The sequence below is a fragment of the Trichocoleus sp. Lan genome, assembly GCF_039961855.1.
In the GTDB taxonomy this organism is placed as follows: Bacteria; Cyanobacteriota; Cyanobacteriia; order Cyanobacteriales; family FACHB-T130; genus FACHB-T130.
Window position 1 is genome coordinate 144,948 of the sequence record NZ_JAMPKA010000018.1, and the last position, 15,445, is coordinate 160,392.

16 protein-coding genes and 1 pseudogene are annotated in these 15,445 nt (G+C 47.6%); 5 read left to right on the plus strand and 12 right to left on the minus strand.

Annotation, left to right across the window (positions count from 1 at the left end; translation table 11 throughout):
• Window positions 1–262 precede the first annotated feature (262 nt).
• Both NDA03_RS17270 and NDA03_RS17275 read right to left on the minus strand, forming a co-directional pair.
• Complete coding sequence (locus NDA03_RS17270; RefSeq protein ID WP_348238701.1) at window positions 263–1,870, minus strand: peptide ligase PGM1-related protein; 1,608 nt, start codon at window positions 1,868–1,870, stop codon at window positions 263–265.
• Between the two features lie 234 nt (window positions 1,871–2,104).
• Window positions 2,105–3,394 carry an aminopeptidase P N-terminal domain-containing protein gene (locus NDA03_RS17275; protein ID WP_348238692.1) on the minus strand — a complete coding sequence of 430 codons (1,290 nt, stop codon included), beginning with the start codon at window positions 3,392–3,394 and terminating at the stop codon, window positions 2,105–2,107.
• 317 nt (window positions 3,395–3,711) lie between these two features.
• Between NDA03_RS17275 and NDA03_RS17280 the strand changes: the two genes are divergently transcribed.
• Together NDA03_RS17280 and NDA03_RS17285 are read left to right on the plus strand one after the other, a co-directional pair.
• Window positions 3,712–4,254: a carboxymuconolactone decarboxylase family protein gene (locus NDA03_RS17280; RefSeq protein ID WP_190430609.1), complete on the plus strand. Its 543-nt coding sequence runs from the start codon at window positions 3,712–3,714 to the stop codon at window positions 4,252–4,254.
• 80 nt (window positions 4,255–4,334) lie between these two features.
• A complete protein-coding gene (locus tag NDA03_RS17285; protein WP_190414468.1) occupies window positions 4,335–5,672 on the plus strand; it encodes an adenylate/guanylate cyclase domain-containing protein in 1,338 nt (445 codons plus the stop codon).
• Between the two features lie 50 nt (window positions 5,673–5,722).
• Here NDA03_RS17285 and NDA03_RS17290 read toward each other — a convergent pair whose 3' ends face one another.
• The 5 genes from NDA03_RS17290 to NDA03_RS17310 all read right to left on the minus strand — a co-directional run bounded on the left by NDA03_RS17290 (window position 5,723) and on the right by NDA03_RS17310 (window position 8,491).
• On the minus strand, window positions 5,723–6,502 hold the full coding sequence (locus NDA03_RS17290) for an MBL fold metallo-hydrolase (protein WP_348238693.1): 780 nt from the start codon (window positions 6,500–6,502) through the stop codon (window positions 5,723–5,725).
• A gap of 91 nt (window positions 6,503–6,593) precedes the next feature.
• Window positions 6,594–7,181 carry an aminodeoxychorismate/anthranilate synthase component II gene (locus tag NDA03_RS17295; protein WP_348238694.1) on the minus strand — a complete coding sequence of 196 codons (588 nt, stop codon included), beginning with the start codon at window positions 7,179–7,181 and terminating at the stop codon, window positions 6,594–6,596.
• A gap of 50 nt (window positions 7,182–7,231) precedes the next feature.
• A complete protein-coding gene (locus NDA03_RS17300; protein WP_190414492.1) occupies window positions 7,232–7,684 on the minus strand; it encodes a diacylglycerol kinase family protein in 453 nt (150 codons plus the stop codon).
• Window positions 7,685–7,800: 116 nt separating this feature from the next.
• Window positions 7,801–8,307 carry an rRNA maturation RNase YbeY gene (gene ybeY, locus NDA03_RS17305; protein WP_348238702.1) on the minus strand — a complete coding sequence of 169 codons (507 nt, stop codon included), beginning with the start codon at window positions 8,305–8,307 and terminating at the stop codon, window positions 7,801–7,803.
• Window positions 8,308–8,329: 22 nt separating this feature from the next.
• The gene (locus NDA03_RS17310; RefSeq protein WP_347275892.1) at window positions 8,330–8,491 is read right to left on the minus strand and encodes a DUF3285 domain-containing protein; all 162 of its coding nucleotides are present in this window, start codon (window positions 8,489–8,491) and stop codon (window positions 8,330–8,332) included.
• A 76-nt stretch (window positions 8,492–8,567) separates the two neighbouring features.
• Between NDA03_RS17310 and NDA03_RS17315 the strand changes: the two genes are divergently transcribed.
• On the plus strand, window positions 8,568–8,798 hold the full coding sequence (locus NDA03_RS17315) for a hypothetical protein (protein ID WP_348238695.1): 231 nt from the start codon (window positions 8,568–8,570) through the stop codon (window positions 8,796–8,798).
• Here NDA03_RS17315 and prfB read toward each other — a convergent pair.
• Window positions 8,795–9,902, minus strand: a protein-coding gene (gene prfB, locus NDA03_RS17320; RefSeq protein WP_348238703.1) for a peptide chain release factor 2 whose coding sequence is annotated in 2 segments (ribosomal slippage) — window positions 8,795–9,829 and window positions 9,831–9,902 — 1,107 coding nt in all. Because the reading frame shifts where the segments join, the coding sequence is not laid out codon by codon here. The genes NDA03_RS17315 and prfB overlap by 4 nt on opposite strands.
• Window positions 9,903–10,310: 408 nt before the next feature.
• Window positions 10,311–11,039: a Bax inhibitor-1 family protein gene (locus tag NDA03_RS17325; protein WP_190688659.1), complete on the minus strand. Its 729-nt coding sequence runs from the start codon at window positions 11,037–11,039 to the stop codon at window positions 10,311–10,313.
• A 328-nt stretch (window positions 11,040–11,367) separates the two neighbouring features.
• Between NDA03_RS17325 and NDA03_RS17330 the strand changes: the two genes are divergently transcribed.
• Complete coding sequence (locus NDA03_RS17330) at window positions 11,368–12,153, plus strand: RNA polymerase sigma factor SigF (protein WP_190414495.1); 786 nt, start codon at window positions 11,368–11,370, stop codon at window positions 12,151–12,153.
• Window positions 12,154–12,287: 134 nt separating this feature from the next.
• Here NDA03_RS17330 and NDA03_RS17335 read toward each other — a convergent pair whose 3' ends face one another.
• The 3 genes from NDA03_RS17335 to NDA03_RS17345 all read right to left on the minus strand — a co-directional run bounded on the left by NDA03_RS17335 (window position 12,288) and on the right by NDA03_RS17345 (window position 14,868).
• Window positions 12,288–13,448: a beta-ketoacyl-ACP synthase gene (locus NDA03_RS17335; protein WP_190414473.1), complete on the minus strand. Its 1,161-nt coding sequence runs from the start codon at window positions 13,446–13,448 to the stop codon at window positions 12,288–12,290.
• A gap of 25 nt (window positions 13,449–13,473) precedes the next feature.
• The gene (locus NDA03_RS17340) at window positions 13,474–14,226 is read right to left on the minus strand and encodes a peptidylprolyl isomerase (RefSeq protein WP_190688665.1); all 753 of its coding nucleotides are present in this window, start codon (window positions 14,224–14,226) and stop codon (window positions 13,474–13,476) included.
• A gap of 75 nt (window positions 14,227–14,301) precedes the next feature.
• Window positions 14,302–14,868 carry a photosystem I assembly protein Ycf4 gene (locus NDA03_RS17345; RefSeq protein WP_190414475.1) on the minus strand — a complete coding sequence of 189 codons (567 nt, stop codon included), beginning with the start codon at window positions 14,866–14,868 and terminating at the stop codon, window positions 14,302–14,304.
• 437 nt (window positions 14,869–15,305) lie between these two features.
• On the opposite strand from NDA03_RS17345, the pseudogene NDA03_RS17350 reads away from it, so the two are divergent.
• Window positions 15,306–15,445: pseudogene (locus NDA03_RS17350) on the plus strand (photosystem II D2 protein (photosystem q(a) protein)); the annotation flags it as partial.

Sequence of the window (15,445 nt, forward strand, 5' to 3'; positions counted from 1 at the left end):
CATGAATCGCTCAACTACATCCTCCACTTGTATCGCCCAGTAGGGCGATGTGAGACAAACTGTAAACGTGCGTTTTGTCTCTTAAGCTGCTTCTTTAAAACAACTTCACACAAATTAAACGCTTGCTTCGTTTTGCTTCTTTTGATATATGAGATTTGTGTTCTATAATTTTCAGCTACTAGGAGCGATCGCTGCTTTGCACTGCAACGCTTAACATCACTTTTATCTGAGTCAGTCAAGCGTTGCGCTAGCTCCACACTCTTTAACTCTTTCCACTCCAAGCAATCGGAGGGCTGGGATAGGATGCCGAATAAGAAGCACTAGGGCGAGTTTTCGTTTCTTCGTCTAGGACTTTCACAACTTTGTTGTAAATTTCTTCTGCCTGTTGCAGAGAATCACCAATACTGGTTAATCCCAGCTTGCCGAACTCGGAAAGACAACCCATGAGATGGAAAACGGTGCCGGTTTCTGTACTGGTATCAAAGTGCAGCCGTTGGTGGGCAATAATATCCATCAAATCATTCGGCAACAGCCCTACATAACGTTCTTTTTGGAGGTTGTCGGTAGCAACATAGTATTTTGGGCGACCTTGTTGGCTGTAGAACAAACCCGTGGAACTGTCATAGCGACCGTTGGTTAAAAACTTGAGGGTCATAAACGGGTGGGTCGTCCCGCCCTTCCGCAAATTGATTTCAATCGCTTGGATGTCCCACTTCTCGCCAGATTTTTCGGGGTGATGACAGGCGATAAAATCCACCCCAAAGCGTTCTAAAGCTCCTTTTTTTGCCAGGTTTCGCCCCACACGCAACCCTAACTCCTGCAAGCGCAGGCGGTAAACTTCATCGGCGGGGAAGTTGCAACCGAGATAAATCTGACCATCTGGGCCACCCAGAATTTGGTCGTGCGTGGAGAGAATTTCTACCTCTCCATTGGGGTCAATGCGACCTTGAACGCTAGGCGATCGCTTATGCTCTCCTTCAATAAAAGCTTCTACAATTGCCCCTAACTCTGGGATACGGCTGGAAAAATTTTCCCAAGTTTCTGCCTTGGCTTGAAAGCTCAAGGAAGAAAAGCGATCGCTGATAGCGGCAACCCTTTCGGCATGGGAGGCTTCTCCGGGTGCTACATTTTTGATCGGTCTGAGATCCAGTAGCGCATTCCCCTCGCCGGAAAATCCTTCATTGAGTTTGACAACCATCCGCTTTAACTGGGGTTGGCGTTCCCATAATTCGGCTGCTGCTACACCCAAGTCTTCTGCATTCCAGACACTGTCGCTGCCATCGGGATGAGGAACCCCACACTCGGCAAAGATTTTCCGGCTGCCGCTTTTGGTGCCCCAGGTGAGTAAATCGGGGTCGAGCGCCAGAAGGGGAATGCCCATCTGTACTGCCAAATCTCGCTCTAGCAAGGTCGAGTTATAGCAGATCATGTAAGATTTTTCGGGGCGCAAGGCTTGCCGCATCCGCTCCATCAAGCGAGGGCGCTCTAAAATCTTCTGAGTCAGAGGTTTGGCTGAGGAATCGTAGGTAGAAAATAGTAACAAGCGATCGCGAGCATGAGAAAACGGAATTCCTGGCAACAGCTGCAAGTAGTAATCAATCACAATTGGCGGTAACGGCTGTGAAGTTACATAAATCAGCCGCGTGCGCGGGTGTCGCAGGCGAATTAAAGAAAAGAGCAGCCGCTCTTCATAATTGAGAAAGCCCTGAATTTTAAGTAGTTCCCGCTGGTCAAGGCTGACCGAAGGAATCACTAAAATATCGTAGTCATCGCTGTCGAACAAATCGACTCCCTGCCAGCGATCGCGCAGTTGGGCTTGAAGCAGTCGAAACTGTTCCGCCTGCTTAGAGGAATTATCTACACCTTGCATTACCATAGACCCCGCCTTGCTCTCAACGCTGCCCCTATCAGCGATTTTACCCAGATAAGGGGGAAAATATGGGCTTTGCGACACAAAACTGTAATTCTGCTTGACTGATGGCAGCGAGTTGGAAACGAACAAACAGATTCCGCCTCGGCTGTTTCCGAAAAAAATATACCCTCACTAAACCCGTAGATTTGAGGATAATGAGGGATTTTGATGAAGTTTAAAGTTTAGTCCAATCTACTTGGGAACCCCCGCCGTCAGTACCTCATGTCCTGACTCAGTAACTAACACATCATCCTCAATGCGGATACCAATGCCACGCCACCTGTCATCAATTGCCGGTTGCCCCTCGGCTGGTTCTACATCCAGTCCAATATATAGACCCGGTTCCACTGTTAGCACATGACCGGGTTGCAAACTCTGCCACACTTCTTCCCCATGCTTATAAACACCGGCATCGTGGACATCTAAACCCAGCCAATGTCCGGTGCGGTGCATATAAAAGGGTTTATATTTCTGCTCTTTGATAATTTCTTCAATATCACCTGCCAGGAGTCCCACATCGATTAAACCTTCGACCAAAACGCGCACTGCCGTGTCGTGACCTAAGTTGTAGGGATTTCCGGGTTGAACTTGCGCGATCGCCTGTAACTGCGCTTCCAATACAATGTCGTAAAGCGTCTTCTGTTCTGGCGTAAACTTGCCCCCGACCGGAAATGTGCGCGTGATGTCGCCGTTGTAGTAGTCGTAGCAACAACCCGCATCAATTAGCAGTAACTCGTTATCCTGCATCTGCCGATTATTCTCAATGTAGTGCAGCACGCAAGCATTCGCGCCAGAGGCAACAATTGAGGGATAAGCTGGCCCCATTCCACCCCGTTTTCGGAAGATGTGTTCTATCTCCGCCTGCACTTCGTACTCGTAACGCCCCGGTTGAGCGAATTCTCGCGCCCAGTTGTGAGCTTCTGCTGAGATGTCAGCCGCACGACGCATCAATTCTATCTCGGCTGGACTCTTCACCAGTCGCATCCCGTGAAGCACCGGATTGGTGTCTTCAATCGCAATGGGTCCCGTACCCCGCTTGGGATAACCCGCCATCAACCGCTGCCAGTGGGTGAGGATAGTCTCATTGAAAGCGCGATCGCGTCCCAAATGATAATAAATCCGGTCGGCTTTTTCTAAATACTGAGGTAGTTTCTCATTTAGTTCTGCAATCGGGTAAGCTTCATCCGCCCCATAGAATTCTTTTGCCTTTTCCACCCCGACCCGATATCCTGTCCAAACTTCCTTATCTCGTTCCTTCGGCTGGACAAACAATACAAATCGGTGTTCTGCATGGTGGGGCGCTAAAACTGCCACCGCCTCTGGTTCGTTAAATCCAGTTAAGTAATAAAAATCACTATCTTGCCGAAAAGTGTACTCAACATCGTTGTGCATGACAGCCACTGGGGCACTCCGAAAGATGGCAGTGCCGTTGCCAATTTTCGCCATCAACTGCTCGCGACGCGCTGCGTATTCTGCTTGCATAATCTCAACTACGTATCTTTGTTTTTCTAGGTGGTCGAGTCAGTCGAATTGACCAATATATTTTCAAGGTTATACTATGAGAGATTTGGTAACAAATCTTTATAGGGTGTACTCGAATACAACTCAAATTAAAATTTTCTGAATCGTTAGCGATTTTTTCAGGTGATTGGCTGCGCGATCGCTAATGACTGGATTCGACGGAACGATACTCCCGATCGACTCTTGCATCTATTAAATGAGAACAAAAATATTTCAGATAACAAAAAAACCGCTTCCATCTCGCTTAGCAATTTTACAAACGAATGATAGAGGCAACTATGACTCGCTTCCCCCTTCAAGAACAAGATGAAGTCACAGATTTAAAGGTCAAAACAGTATATAACGAAATTTTGTCTGAATTAGGGTTTGGCATCATTCCCAACATTTTCAAATCAATGGCGATAAATCCCGATGTGCTGGAAGGGAATTGGAAAAAATTCCGCGCTACCATCCTGCAAGGAGATGTGCCCCGCACCCTGAAGGAAATGGTGGGAGTTGCCATCTCTCAAGCTCACAACAGCCCCTATGCCCTCAACGTTCACTTGCATGGATTATCTGCTCTAGGAATGAGCGAGGAAGTTCTCCGGACATTGGTTTCAGACTTTGCTGCCTGTCCCCTCCCCAAGCGCGAAAAAGCAGTCATTAGTTTTGGCTTACTTGCCGGGACTAAACCCCAGGAACTGACCGCAAAAGATTACCAAAATCTCCGAGAGTTGGGGCTAGATGACTCAGAAATCTTCGAGATTATTGCGACTGCTGACTTATTTACCAGCATAAATCGATACACAGATGCGATCGCTCTCGAAATTGACCAATTGTAAATTGCCAGTTTTCTCGTGAGTCCGTATTTTCTTGAGAATGTCGTTCGTTAAATTTCAGGAAAAACAGAATCATCCCAATAATGGGCAATACCCATGACTCTTTCCCTCCGTTTGATAGTAGCAATGAGCTAGAAAAACAAGCTCGCGAACCACTACTGCTGATAGCCCGCCGTCTGCTTGCGGAAGCCCAAGCTCTTTCCAGCCGCATCGCCGCTGTCAATGAAATTGCGACAGCGATTAACCGTACCCTGGATATAGACGAGATTTTGCGGGTTGTTGGTAAACAAGCTAAATGGCTCTTGGATTTCGAGCATTGTAGTGTCTATATCTGCACCGATACCAGTTCTTGCCGCCTCGTAACCCTATTTGGCGATCCTGTAGAGTTGACTGCCACGATTGTCGCAGAGGACAGCCCTTTAGGTCGTGCAATGAAAACAGGTCAATCGCAACTGATTCGAGAAGGCTCTCCATCTGTTTTTCTGCACTCTTATGCTTCCCAAATATTCGTCCCCCTACAGAGCGATCGCCAAGTCATTGGTACTATCAACTTTGCGACTACCCAAGCCCACGCTTACACACTGGAAGATTTACGCATTAGTTATTTACTAGCCTTGCAAGTATCGGCAGCAATTCGTAACGCCAGTGGCTTCGCCCAATTAAATCAGCTATATGCCCAACTAGAGGCAGAAAAACGCAAATCTGAGCAACTGTTACTGAACGTACTTCCTGTACGTGTAGCCGATGAATTAAAACGCACTGGCAGAGTTAAACCCGTGCATTATGACTCTGCCTCAGTATTGTTTACCGACTTTAAAGATTTCACTCAATTAGCCGAACAACTTACTCCCGAAGATTTAGTCAATGAATTAGATTATTGCTTTTCTTGCTTCGATATGCTCATTGAAACCCACAAGTTAGAGAAATTAAAAACAATTGGTGACAGTTATATGTGTGTTGGAGGAATTCCCACTCCTAACCGCACTCATGCAATTGATGCTGTACTAGCCGCCTTACAAATTCAAGCCTTTATGCAATGGCGGCGGCTCGAAAAAATCAAAAATAATCATCCCTATTGGGAAGTCCGCATCGGCATCCACTCAGGACCCTTGCTAGCGGGTGCGATTGGTCATAATAAATTTTCTTATGATGTTTGGGGCGATACGGTTAATACTGCCTCCAGAATGGAATCCTGTGGAGTTTGTGGCAACATTAATATTTCAAAAGCCACGTTTGAGTTAGTGAAAAATTTTTTTGATTGTGAATATCGGGGAAAAGTCAATGCAAAAAATAAGGGTGACATTGATATGTATCTTGTCACCCGCCTCAAAAAATGCTTTTCCCTAGATCCCACCGGATTGTTACCCAATGAGGATTTTAATCAACTTTATGCGGCAATCCAATCGGGGCATCCTGATTAGTCATTAGCCATTCACTAAATAATAACTAGGGACTCATCACGCATGATTGTTTAAAACTTATAACTCATCACTGCGATCGCAGTGCCATTTTCTGGCAAATCCGTTGATTTAACCGTCAAAGTATCACTATTGACCCGACGCACCGGCATTCCATCCATCAATGCCAAAAATTCATCCACGGAGATAATATCGCAACTCGCAGCATCGGCGGCTTGGGTACGGTAATGCGTGGGAATCACCAATTTGGGATTGAGGACTTGTACTGCCTGCATGGCTTCCTGAGGCGTGTAGGCTTTGTCACTTCCGCCTACGGGTACTAACAAGACATCGGGACGTCCCATCAGGATTTTTTGCTCAATATCAATCGGTGCAGCAGCACCGCCTAAATGCAGAATATTGATTCCTCCTTGCGTCCAACGCCAAGCCACGTTCGTGCCAAATCGGCGTCCACCGTTGCGATCGTGGTTAATGCTCATTCCTTGAATTTTTAGGTTGTCAACTTGGTAAACTCCCGGTTTATATAAAAACTGGGGATTCCCTGGCAACCCTTCCACCGCCCCTTCATCAAGTAATAGGCTGCTGACTAACACTAAATCCGCTGGCACCTTCGATGAACGATACCCAGCCGTACAGCCCAGCTTCTGAAAGGGATTCGCCAAGACTCGTTTACCACTTCCAGTAAACAAAAAGCTGGTATGCCCCAGCCATTTAACAGACACAGATCTACCAGGTGTTGCCGCCTGATAAGTCTGAAATCCAGAAGCCAAGCCTGTTCCTAATGCTGTAAGCAAACCCGCCCCAGCATAGCGCATCAACTGTCGCCGTTTCATCAGAATTTAGTCCTCAGTCATTAGTCATTAGTCCTTTGCTAATCGCTAATGCTTAATTGACCAATGAACAATTAGCCATTAGCCATTAGCACTAAAGCGATTCCAGGAAGTTTCGCAGCAGTTGCTTTCCTGAAGCCGTCAGAATACTCTCCGGATGGAATTGGACGCCCTCAATATGCGGATAGTTCCGATGCCGGACGCCCATGATGGTTCCGTCGTCTACCCAAGCCGTAATTTCCAGGACATCTGGGCAGCTGTGTCGGTCAATCACCAAACTATGATACCGGGTAGCGGTAAAGGGATTGTCTAATCCTCGAAATACGCCGACACCTGTGTGATGAATTGGAGAAGTTTTGCCATGCATCAACATGGGTGCAGAAACAATTTCACCGCCGAATACTTGACCAATGCCTTGATGTCCCAGGCAAACGCCCAAAATGGGTACCCCGGAACCCATCTTTTGAATTAACTCCAGGGAAATTCCGGCATCTTCTGGACGCCCTGGTCCCGGCGAAATCACAATTCCATCGGGTTTAAGCTTTTCGATTTGCTCAAGGGAGATTTGGTCATTGCGATGCACCTGAATTTCAGATGCTACGGGCAGTTCAGCGCCAAGTTCTCCCAGATACTGCACCAAGTTATAGGTAAAACTGTCGTAATTATCAATAACCAGAATCAAATGTAAACTCCTTGTGAGTCAGAAGCCTTCAATTCAAAACTCAAAACTACTTAGCGCAGCATCGACTGAATCCGAATTACAAGGGGTGGCAAAAGCAGCGAACCAGCTACCAATACCGACACGAGTGCCGAAACCAGAACGGCACCAGCAGCACAGTCTTTAGCAATTTTGGCAAGCTCATGGTAAGCCTGCTTAACCGTTAAGTCAACAACTGACTCAATTGCCGTATTCAATAACTCCAGCGCCAACACTAGCCCAATTGTTATTCCAATCACCGCCATTTCGACTGCCTTCAACTGCAAAAAGACACCCAAACCAATGGCTAGGGTGCCTATAACTACATGGATACGAAAGTTGCGTTGGGTAATAAAGGCATATCGAAGTCCGGCCCAAGCATATTTAAAACTAATTATTAAGTTCGGCGCAATTCGCCAAGCTAAATCCCGGTTTGGTTTCACTACATCTGAGTGGTTCAAAGAAGGTGTGGAAATTTCTTGAGACATGGCAAGGGTTTTACGGGGCTGAAGGGCATGAACCATCGCTCCGGCTGGCGCGTGGGCGAAACTTGAATCTAAGTCTTGAATCTAAGTACAGATGAAGGCTATTGGGTATAGCTAGGCTAGATAGTAAGACCAATAACCTGGAGTAAAGTTTCCTGCTGGTTCAACATTTTAGTCAGGCTATCTTCATCGGGATGATCCCAGCCGAGTAGATGAAGCAAACCGTGAGCCGCTAACCAGGCTAGCTCTGTTTTTAAAGGATGTTCCTGTTGTTGAGCCTGCCGAGTCGCAGTCTCAACGGAGATGACGATATCACCAAGATACAGAGGTGTATCCTCTAAAAAATCCATCGGCTGAGGACAGTCTACCTCTAAGGATGCAAAAGCTAATACATCTGTCGGTTTATTTTGATGACGATACTGGGCGTTGAGGGTCTGTATTTCTTTATCGTCCGTGAGGCGCAAACTCAGTTCATAGGCATCCGCTTGAGGAAGATCTAGATGCAGCGTTTCCATCCAACGATGGAACCAAGTTTCCCAAGTTTCAGGTGAAATTTCTTCTTGGGCACTGGCATCTGCTGGATTGGACGAGAAGAAATAGTCTTGGATGCTAACTTCTATGTTTATGCCCATACAACCGTGTTCCGGATTAACGAGTCAGGTAAGAAAGACCGATCAGCAGCGCCACAAGACCAATGGTTGACAGGGCAAAATGTTTTAACGAAGTGCCTCCTTTTCGTACCATGTTTCGCATTGCCAGCTTCACGTAGCTGGGTTGAGGCTCTGTCGAGGCGGGTGTCGATTCAGAAATGGGTTCTGGAGTTTGTGATGCCGCTTGTGGCGTTGAAGAGGAGTTGCTCATAAGGATAATTACTGAAGACTCAAAAGTGGTTTTTCCAGCTGATGATAAGCCAGGGATAAACTTTTCTTCCAACAATGTAACAGTTTGTTTCGCAATTGATGGCAAATCACCGAATCAGCAAGTAAAGGACAAAGGAGCGATCGCTTTTGCGCGATCGCTCCTTTGTCCACCCGATGTTACTAATTTCTTGGTGTCTTGGTGGCTAAGTAACCCTCTCTCTGAGGCTACCCTAAAGACCCAACGGCGCAGCTTTTAGGTAAGCTGATTTTCTTGGCGCAGATAGGCTTCAATGAACGAATCGAGGTCGCCATTCATCACATCGTTAATGGCAGTCGTTTCCACACCTGTCCGCAGATCCTTGACCATCTGATACGGGTGGAAAACGTAGTTACGAATTTGGTTGCCCCAAGCTGCCTCTACCATATCGCCTCGAATGTCGGCAATTTCCTTGGCGCGTTGCTCTTGGGCGACAATCAGCAACTTAGCTTTGAGGATAGCAAGACCTTTTTCTTTGTTTTGCAGCTGACTTCGCTCTTCGGTACAGCGCACGGCAATGCCGGTGGGAATGTGAACAATCCGCACCGCTGTTTCCACTTTGTTGACATTTTGTCCACCTTTACCGCCAGCCCTAGAGGTGGTGATTTCCAAATCCTTATCTGGAATGTCTAGAGTCACGGATCTATCCAGAGTTGGCATTACTTCCACTCCAGCAAAGCTTGTTTGGCGCTTGTCGTTGGCGTTGAAAGGCGATATCCGCACCAGCCGGTGGGTTCCTTTTTCTGCCTTCAGGTAGCCATAAGCATAACGCCCTTCAATCTCTAAGGTGGCTGACTTAAGCCCCGCTTCTTCTCCTTTGGAGATTTCCGCTAAGGTAACTTTGTAACCGTGGTTTTCTGCCCAGCGAGTGTACATCCGCAACAACATTTCCGCCCAGTCTTGGGCGTCTGTGCCACCCGCTCCGGCATTAATGGTTAAAACGGCTCCGCTTTGGTCATAAGCACCGGAAAGCATCTGTTGCAATTCCCATCGCTCAAGTTCCTGATTGAGCTTGGTGATGTTGCTTTCAGCTTCCAAAAGTAGTGACTCGTCGGCTTCTAATTCCAGCAGTTCCACAACCGCCCTGGCGTCTTCTAGGCTGTTTTTCCACTGGTGAAATTGTTCCAAGTGGGATTTAAGGTCATTGAGTTCTTGGAGGGTTTTCTGGGCACTCGTTTGGTCGTCCCAAAAATCCGGTTGAGCCGCGACTTGCTCCAAGTCTTGAATTTTGGCAGTTAGAGCAGGAACGTCAAAGATAGTCCTGGGTTTTACCCAGGCGATCGCACAACGTTTCGACTTCGCGTTTAATGTCTAGGAGTTCAATCATTGTTTTGAGCTTTTTCCGATGAGCGCTTGGTAGTAAAGTTGCACTCTTTTCGATCTTAGCTGGAGTCTCTCTCCCAATCACTAAGACCTGAACAAAGAAAGCGAAGGAGAGGAACAGGGGAACGTACCAATTATCCCTTACCTATTACCCCATTAAGATTGAATTTGTGGAGTAACTGCTGAAAGTTAAAGATAGTCTTGAGCTTTATCCAGATGCTAAGACAACGTTTCTACTTCACGTTGGATGTCTAATATTTCCAGCATTGCTTTAGCGTTTTTTCTTGAGCGCTGCTCCTGTTGCACTGCAATCAAATTTATCTAAGATTCTGGCTAAATGTCCAGTCCCAAAAAAAGCCGTGGGAACCCACGGCGTCAAGATGTGTGCGCTTAATGAAACTTTTGCCTTTTAGTCGCGGCTATTGAGCGCGTTCAGCAACCGCAGGATAAAAATGAACAAATTGATGTAAGTCAGATACATCGACAAAGCAGCAGGCAGATATTGGTCATCGCGGTAAGCGCGGGGCAGGATATAGAAATCCACCACAGCAGCTCCGGCAAACAAAAACACGCCAATACCAGAAATGGCAATTTCTAGCCAGGTGGGTGTATAGACACCAAACAAAGACAACAGCAGCTGACCCACTAGCACCACAACTAGGGCAATAATACCTAGCTGTACTGTTTTAGTTAGAGCCATGCCGTCTTGCTCCGACAGATTGGAGCCAATCTGTCGTGCAGCAATAAAGGTAACGCCACAGCCGAGGGCGGCAAAACCAATTCCTGCCACACCGACCCCTGGTGTCCTCAGAGCCACGAATATCAATCCGCTCAGGGTATAGCCCGACAACAGACTGTAGGTAGCCAGAAGGGGCAGAGCAACGCTTTTCTTGCCATTAATGGCAACGTTTTGGGCAACGAAGAAAAGGGCAAATTCTGCAATCAGGGCAACCCAGAAGGTTGGCATGAATAGCCCTGGGTTGGAACGGAGAACGCCAAGACCCCCGTAGGTGCCAAGTGCAGTTAAGACAAGGCCACCGCCGACGTAGGGGAGGGCGTTGGCAATAACGTTGGGGCCAACGAGTGCGTGATTTTTAGCCTCACGCATCGCTTGACGGAAGTTACTGGTGTTACTCATGAAGCTTCCTCAGAAATATTACGAGTCATTTACATTTATGCGATCGCCAGTCTAATTCAATTGTGACGTAGAGCCGGAGTCCTTAGAAGGGTGGGTTTCACGAAGCAAACGCTTACGGTTTGTTTTTGAAGTAAGGATTAGTTTTTGGCTACATCAAACTGCAACTTACGTATATATGCTGACATTCCTGGAGAGGCTCTCTGTGAGTTCCGTATTCCAACGATGGTTGTTGAAAGCGCCTATACAGAAAATGAATTCAGTTAGACGAAATGAAGAGATAGCGATTTCCCAATCTCCCAAACGGGGTGGTTTTACAGAGGCTTTGACAATGGCGACTCAATCTTCTTGCAGCTCCGATTCGATGGAACTTTTGATTGCTTACTATAAAAATCCATCAGTTGAAGTTCGCAATCAACTGGTGCAGTTGAATGCTGGACTGGTTCGGAAGATGGCTCATCGAGTCAGCTATCAGTGTGCGGAACCTTATGAAGATTTGGAACAACTCGGCTATCTCGGTTTGATTCGGGCGATTGAGCGATTCAATCCCCATCAAGGTTATGCTTTTAGTTCCTTTGCGGTTCCTTACATTCGCGGCGAGATGCTGCATTATTTACGCGACAGAAGCGGCGTAATGAAAATGCCTCGTCGGTGGCAGGAAATCCAGCAGGAAGGACAAAAGGCGCGAAAAGAGTTGGCACAAACTTTAGGGCGATCGCCAAAAGAAGCTGAAATTGCCCAAGCAATTAAAGTATCTCTAGAAGAGTGGAGTGAAAGCAAGGTTGCGGCTCAAAACTGCCGACCATTAAGTTTAGATAGTGTCGTTTTTGAGCAGTCTGACTTTCAGGTGACGTTGGCGGAAACACTCCCTGACCCTCGCTATCAATCCTGGCAAAGTCAAGAAGAAGAACGGCAAGAGCTGGAAGGGGCAATGAGTTATTTGGACAACAAAACTCAAGCAGCAATTGAGTTGGTGTTGGTACGAGATCTTCCTCGGAAAGAAGCGGCTAAGCGAATTGGTGTCAGCCCGATGACGGTGACACGGCATCTTCAAAGAGGAGTTGAGCAGTTGGTATCGCTGTTGCAACCTCAATCAACCGAGCGTTTGGCTAGTTAAAGGCTTCCTGGAAAGAATTACAAGCAAGACAGCTTGTTTGGGAAGTAGTCGCCAGTTAAAAATTAGTAGAGAGTTTGTAGAGTGGTATATACCACTCTATTTTTTTAGGTGGCATAACGCCTGAAGGCGTTCGGCTACTTTTTCCCCAAAGCTACCACTGCATTCTGCCCTCCGAAACCAAAGCTGAAACAAAGCACCTGTTTAATTTCACCTTGACGCGGGACTTTAACTAAATCTAAATCAAATTCTGGTTCCTTTAACCCCACACACGGTGGCAAGATTTGATGCTTCAATGCCATTAGGGAGAAAGCGACACCTAAGGCTCCAGATGCTCCCAATGTATGACCTGTGGCTCCCTTAGTAGAACTGACTGGCACCGTTTGGGGAAAGAGATACTGAATTAAGTGCGCCTCATTTTGGTCGTTGAGCTGGGTAGCGGTACCGTGAGCGTGGATGTAATGGATGTCCGCAGGGAAAAGGTTGCTGCGATCGCAACATTGTTTGACCGCCGCGATCGCGCTGCGACTTCCCGGTTCTGGCGCGTTAGTATGATAAGCGTCCGATGTCAAGCCAAATCCCAGCACTTGACCATAAATTCGTGCTGAGCGACGCTTTGCCAATTCTGCGGATTCCAGTACCAAGACGGCTCCCCCCTCTCCCAAGGCTAAGCCTTCCCGCCGCCGATCAAAAGGATAAGCGCCCGTTTGAGCTAAAGCGCCCATCTGCTGAAACCCTGCCAGGGTCAGCGGTGTAATCGATGATTCCACGGCTCCAGCAATGACTTGCTGACAGTGCCCAGTTTCCAAGAGCGACGCTGCTTGCGCGATCGCCCAAATTCCAGTTGCACAAGCCGCCATTGGTGCCAAGACTGACCCCGTTGCCCCGATTTGACGAGCGGCTGCGATCGCATTCATGTGGGGCAGCGTCTCCAAAAAAGCCTGGGTTGGCAGGTGTTTGTATAGCGGCGATTTTACTGGTTCGGCATCCCGATAAAACTCCCGCGCCAATTTCTCCCAAGATGCCTGATAAGAGCGACTCGAACCAATGACGACTCCACAATCGGGCAAAGGCGAAACCAAACCAGCATCTTCCAGCGCCATAGCGACAACCCGCTGAGTCAGGGTTGCTAACTCAGCGGGTTGTTTCCCTATCAATCCTAAGGGTCGGGGGGCAAGTTCTGGAAAGGGTTGATGCAACTGAATGCCAGATTGACCGGCGATTAAACGTTGCCAGCTCGTCTGCAAGCTGTTACCCAAAGCCGAGACTAAACCAATCCCAGTAACGACAATCTCCACCGATTACCCAGCGAATCGCCAATTGCTATTTCTTGAGATTTTCCGCACCTTTGGTCACCTTAGCCGATTCAATGCGATCGCCCTGCTGAATCTTGTCAACGACCTCCATCCCTTTGGTTACATAGCCAAAAACAGCATAGTCACCATCCAAGAACGGCAAATCGGCTAAAGCAATGTAAAACTGCGACGAAGCCGAGTCGGGTAAAGATGAGCGAGCCATTGCGACAGCGCCACGAGTATGTCGCAACTGCGGGGGTTGAGAAACACCCGCACTTTTGAGCGTTTCGCTGAGAACGGGTTTTTCCGCCCCTTTGGGCTTAATTTCGAGGGGAATGTAACGCGCTTGACCCGTCGCTGGATCGATAAAACCACCCATCCCCAGACGTTCTGTGGGCACATTCGGGTCTTTACTTTGCGGATCGCCACCCTGAGCAACAAAGGGTTGCGGTTGCCGCACTACGCGGTGAAAGACCAGTCCGTTATAGACACCTCTTTGAACTAAATCGACGAAATTCCCAGATGTAATCGGGGCATTAGTGCCATCGACTTCAATCGTAATTAGCGAGCCTTTAACCGTCATGTCTACGGTGGCTTTACCTTCTAGGCGGGGCAAACTGCTTGTTTTGGGACTACTCGCTGGAGTGGCAGATGCTGAGGTTGTTGCAGTTGCTGAGGGGCTGGTATCCGAGGAAGTAGCCTGCTCGGTGGTACATCCCCCCAACATCAGTCCTGCGATCGCAAAAAGTAATATAAACCAGTGCCGGATTTGTATCTGCATTTTCATTTCACCTAATTGGTAGCCAGAGCTACTGAATCATCTTATGCAGATATTGGGAGGCTCAACCAAGAATTGTTAGAGACCTTCAATGGGCACTTCCAAGAAGCGAGCCAGTTGGGCACCCTGATTTTCCAGCTCTGACAAGGGTAGAGGTTCCCCAACTCGCGTCAGGGGAATATCGCGGCGTCCTTTGACGCGCAGATAAATCGACCGGCGTGGGTTGAGACCTTCTTTAATTTCCACCCGAATCGCTTGGACATCTTGTATGCGACAGCCGACTTCAATTTGGCGGTTTTTGCCGAGAAAGCCCCATCTAAAGATCCGAATATATCCGGTTTCTTGATTAAACTCGTTGTAACCGCCCCCTACGTCTAAAAGAATCATCATCCATAGATAGAGCGCTACGAGTAACCCGGCTAACCCGTAAAGTCCCATGACTATCCCTTGAGGGATAAAAAGTAACTTGGTGGGGTCAGCAAAAGGGAGAAGATTAACTTTTAGGTAACTTGAAATTCCGGCCAATAAAAAGCCTGTAGCTCCCAAGGAGACTACGGTTGCCCACCAATAGTTACTCAAACGACGAGAGCCTAAAACCTCTTGACGGAGAACGCGGTTACTTGTGGATGTTGTCGGTGCAGCCATGAAAGAAAACTCTGTGTTCGCCAAAGTTGTTAAGGAAAATTTTTAAGATCGGACTGATTCAGATTATCTAGCTTCCCAGGGATTTATGCTATTGATTTAGCAATCTAACTGAGCTAGAGATTAATGAGAAGTACGTGTCAGATTGTAAAAATTCTGATATTTTCTTATCATAGAGGACACGTGCTAGAACCCTAGGGTTTTACTTTGGGGACAAAAAGCGCCCCATTCCCAAATAACAGTAGCCTGAAACCCGGCATCAGGGCGACAGGTTAGTGGAAATTGACACGCAGGGGAATCAAGCGAGTGTGTCTATTGAAGACAGAACCCGGCAAACTTCTCCAAAATAATCCCACTACTGTCTGACGTGGGTCGTGTCAAATAAATAATGTTAATTGCTCAAGTTCAGACGATTTGACGCAATAGTAAGAGGATTTGAAATGACCATTGCAGTCGGACGCGCGCCAAGTTCAAGAGGGTGGTTTGACGCCATTGACGACTGGCTCAAGCGCGATCGCTTCGTATTTGTCGGCTGGTCCGGCCTACTGCTATTCCCCTGCGCGTATCTGGCGCTAGGCGG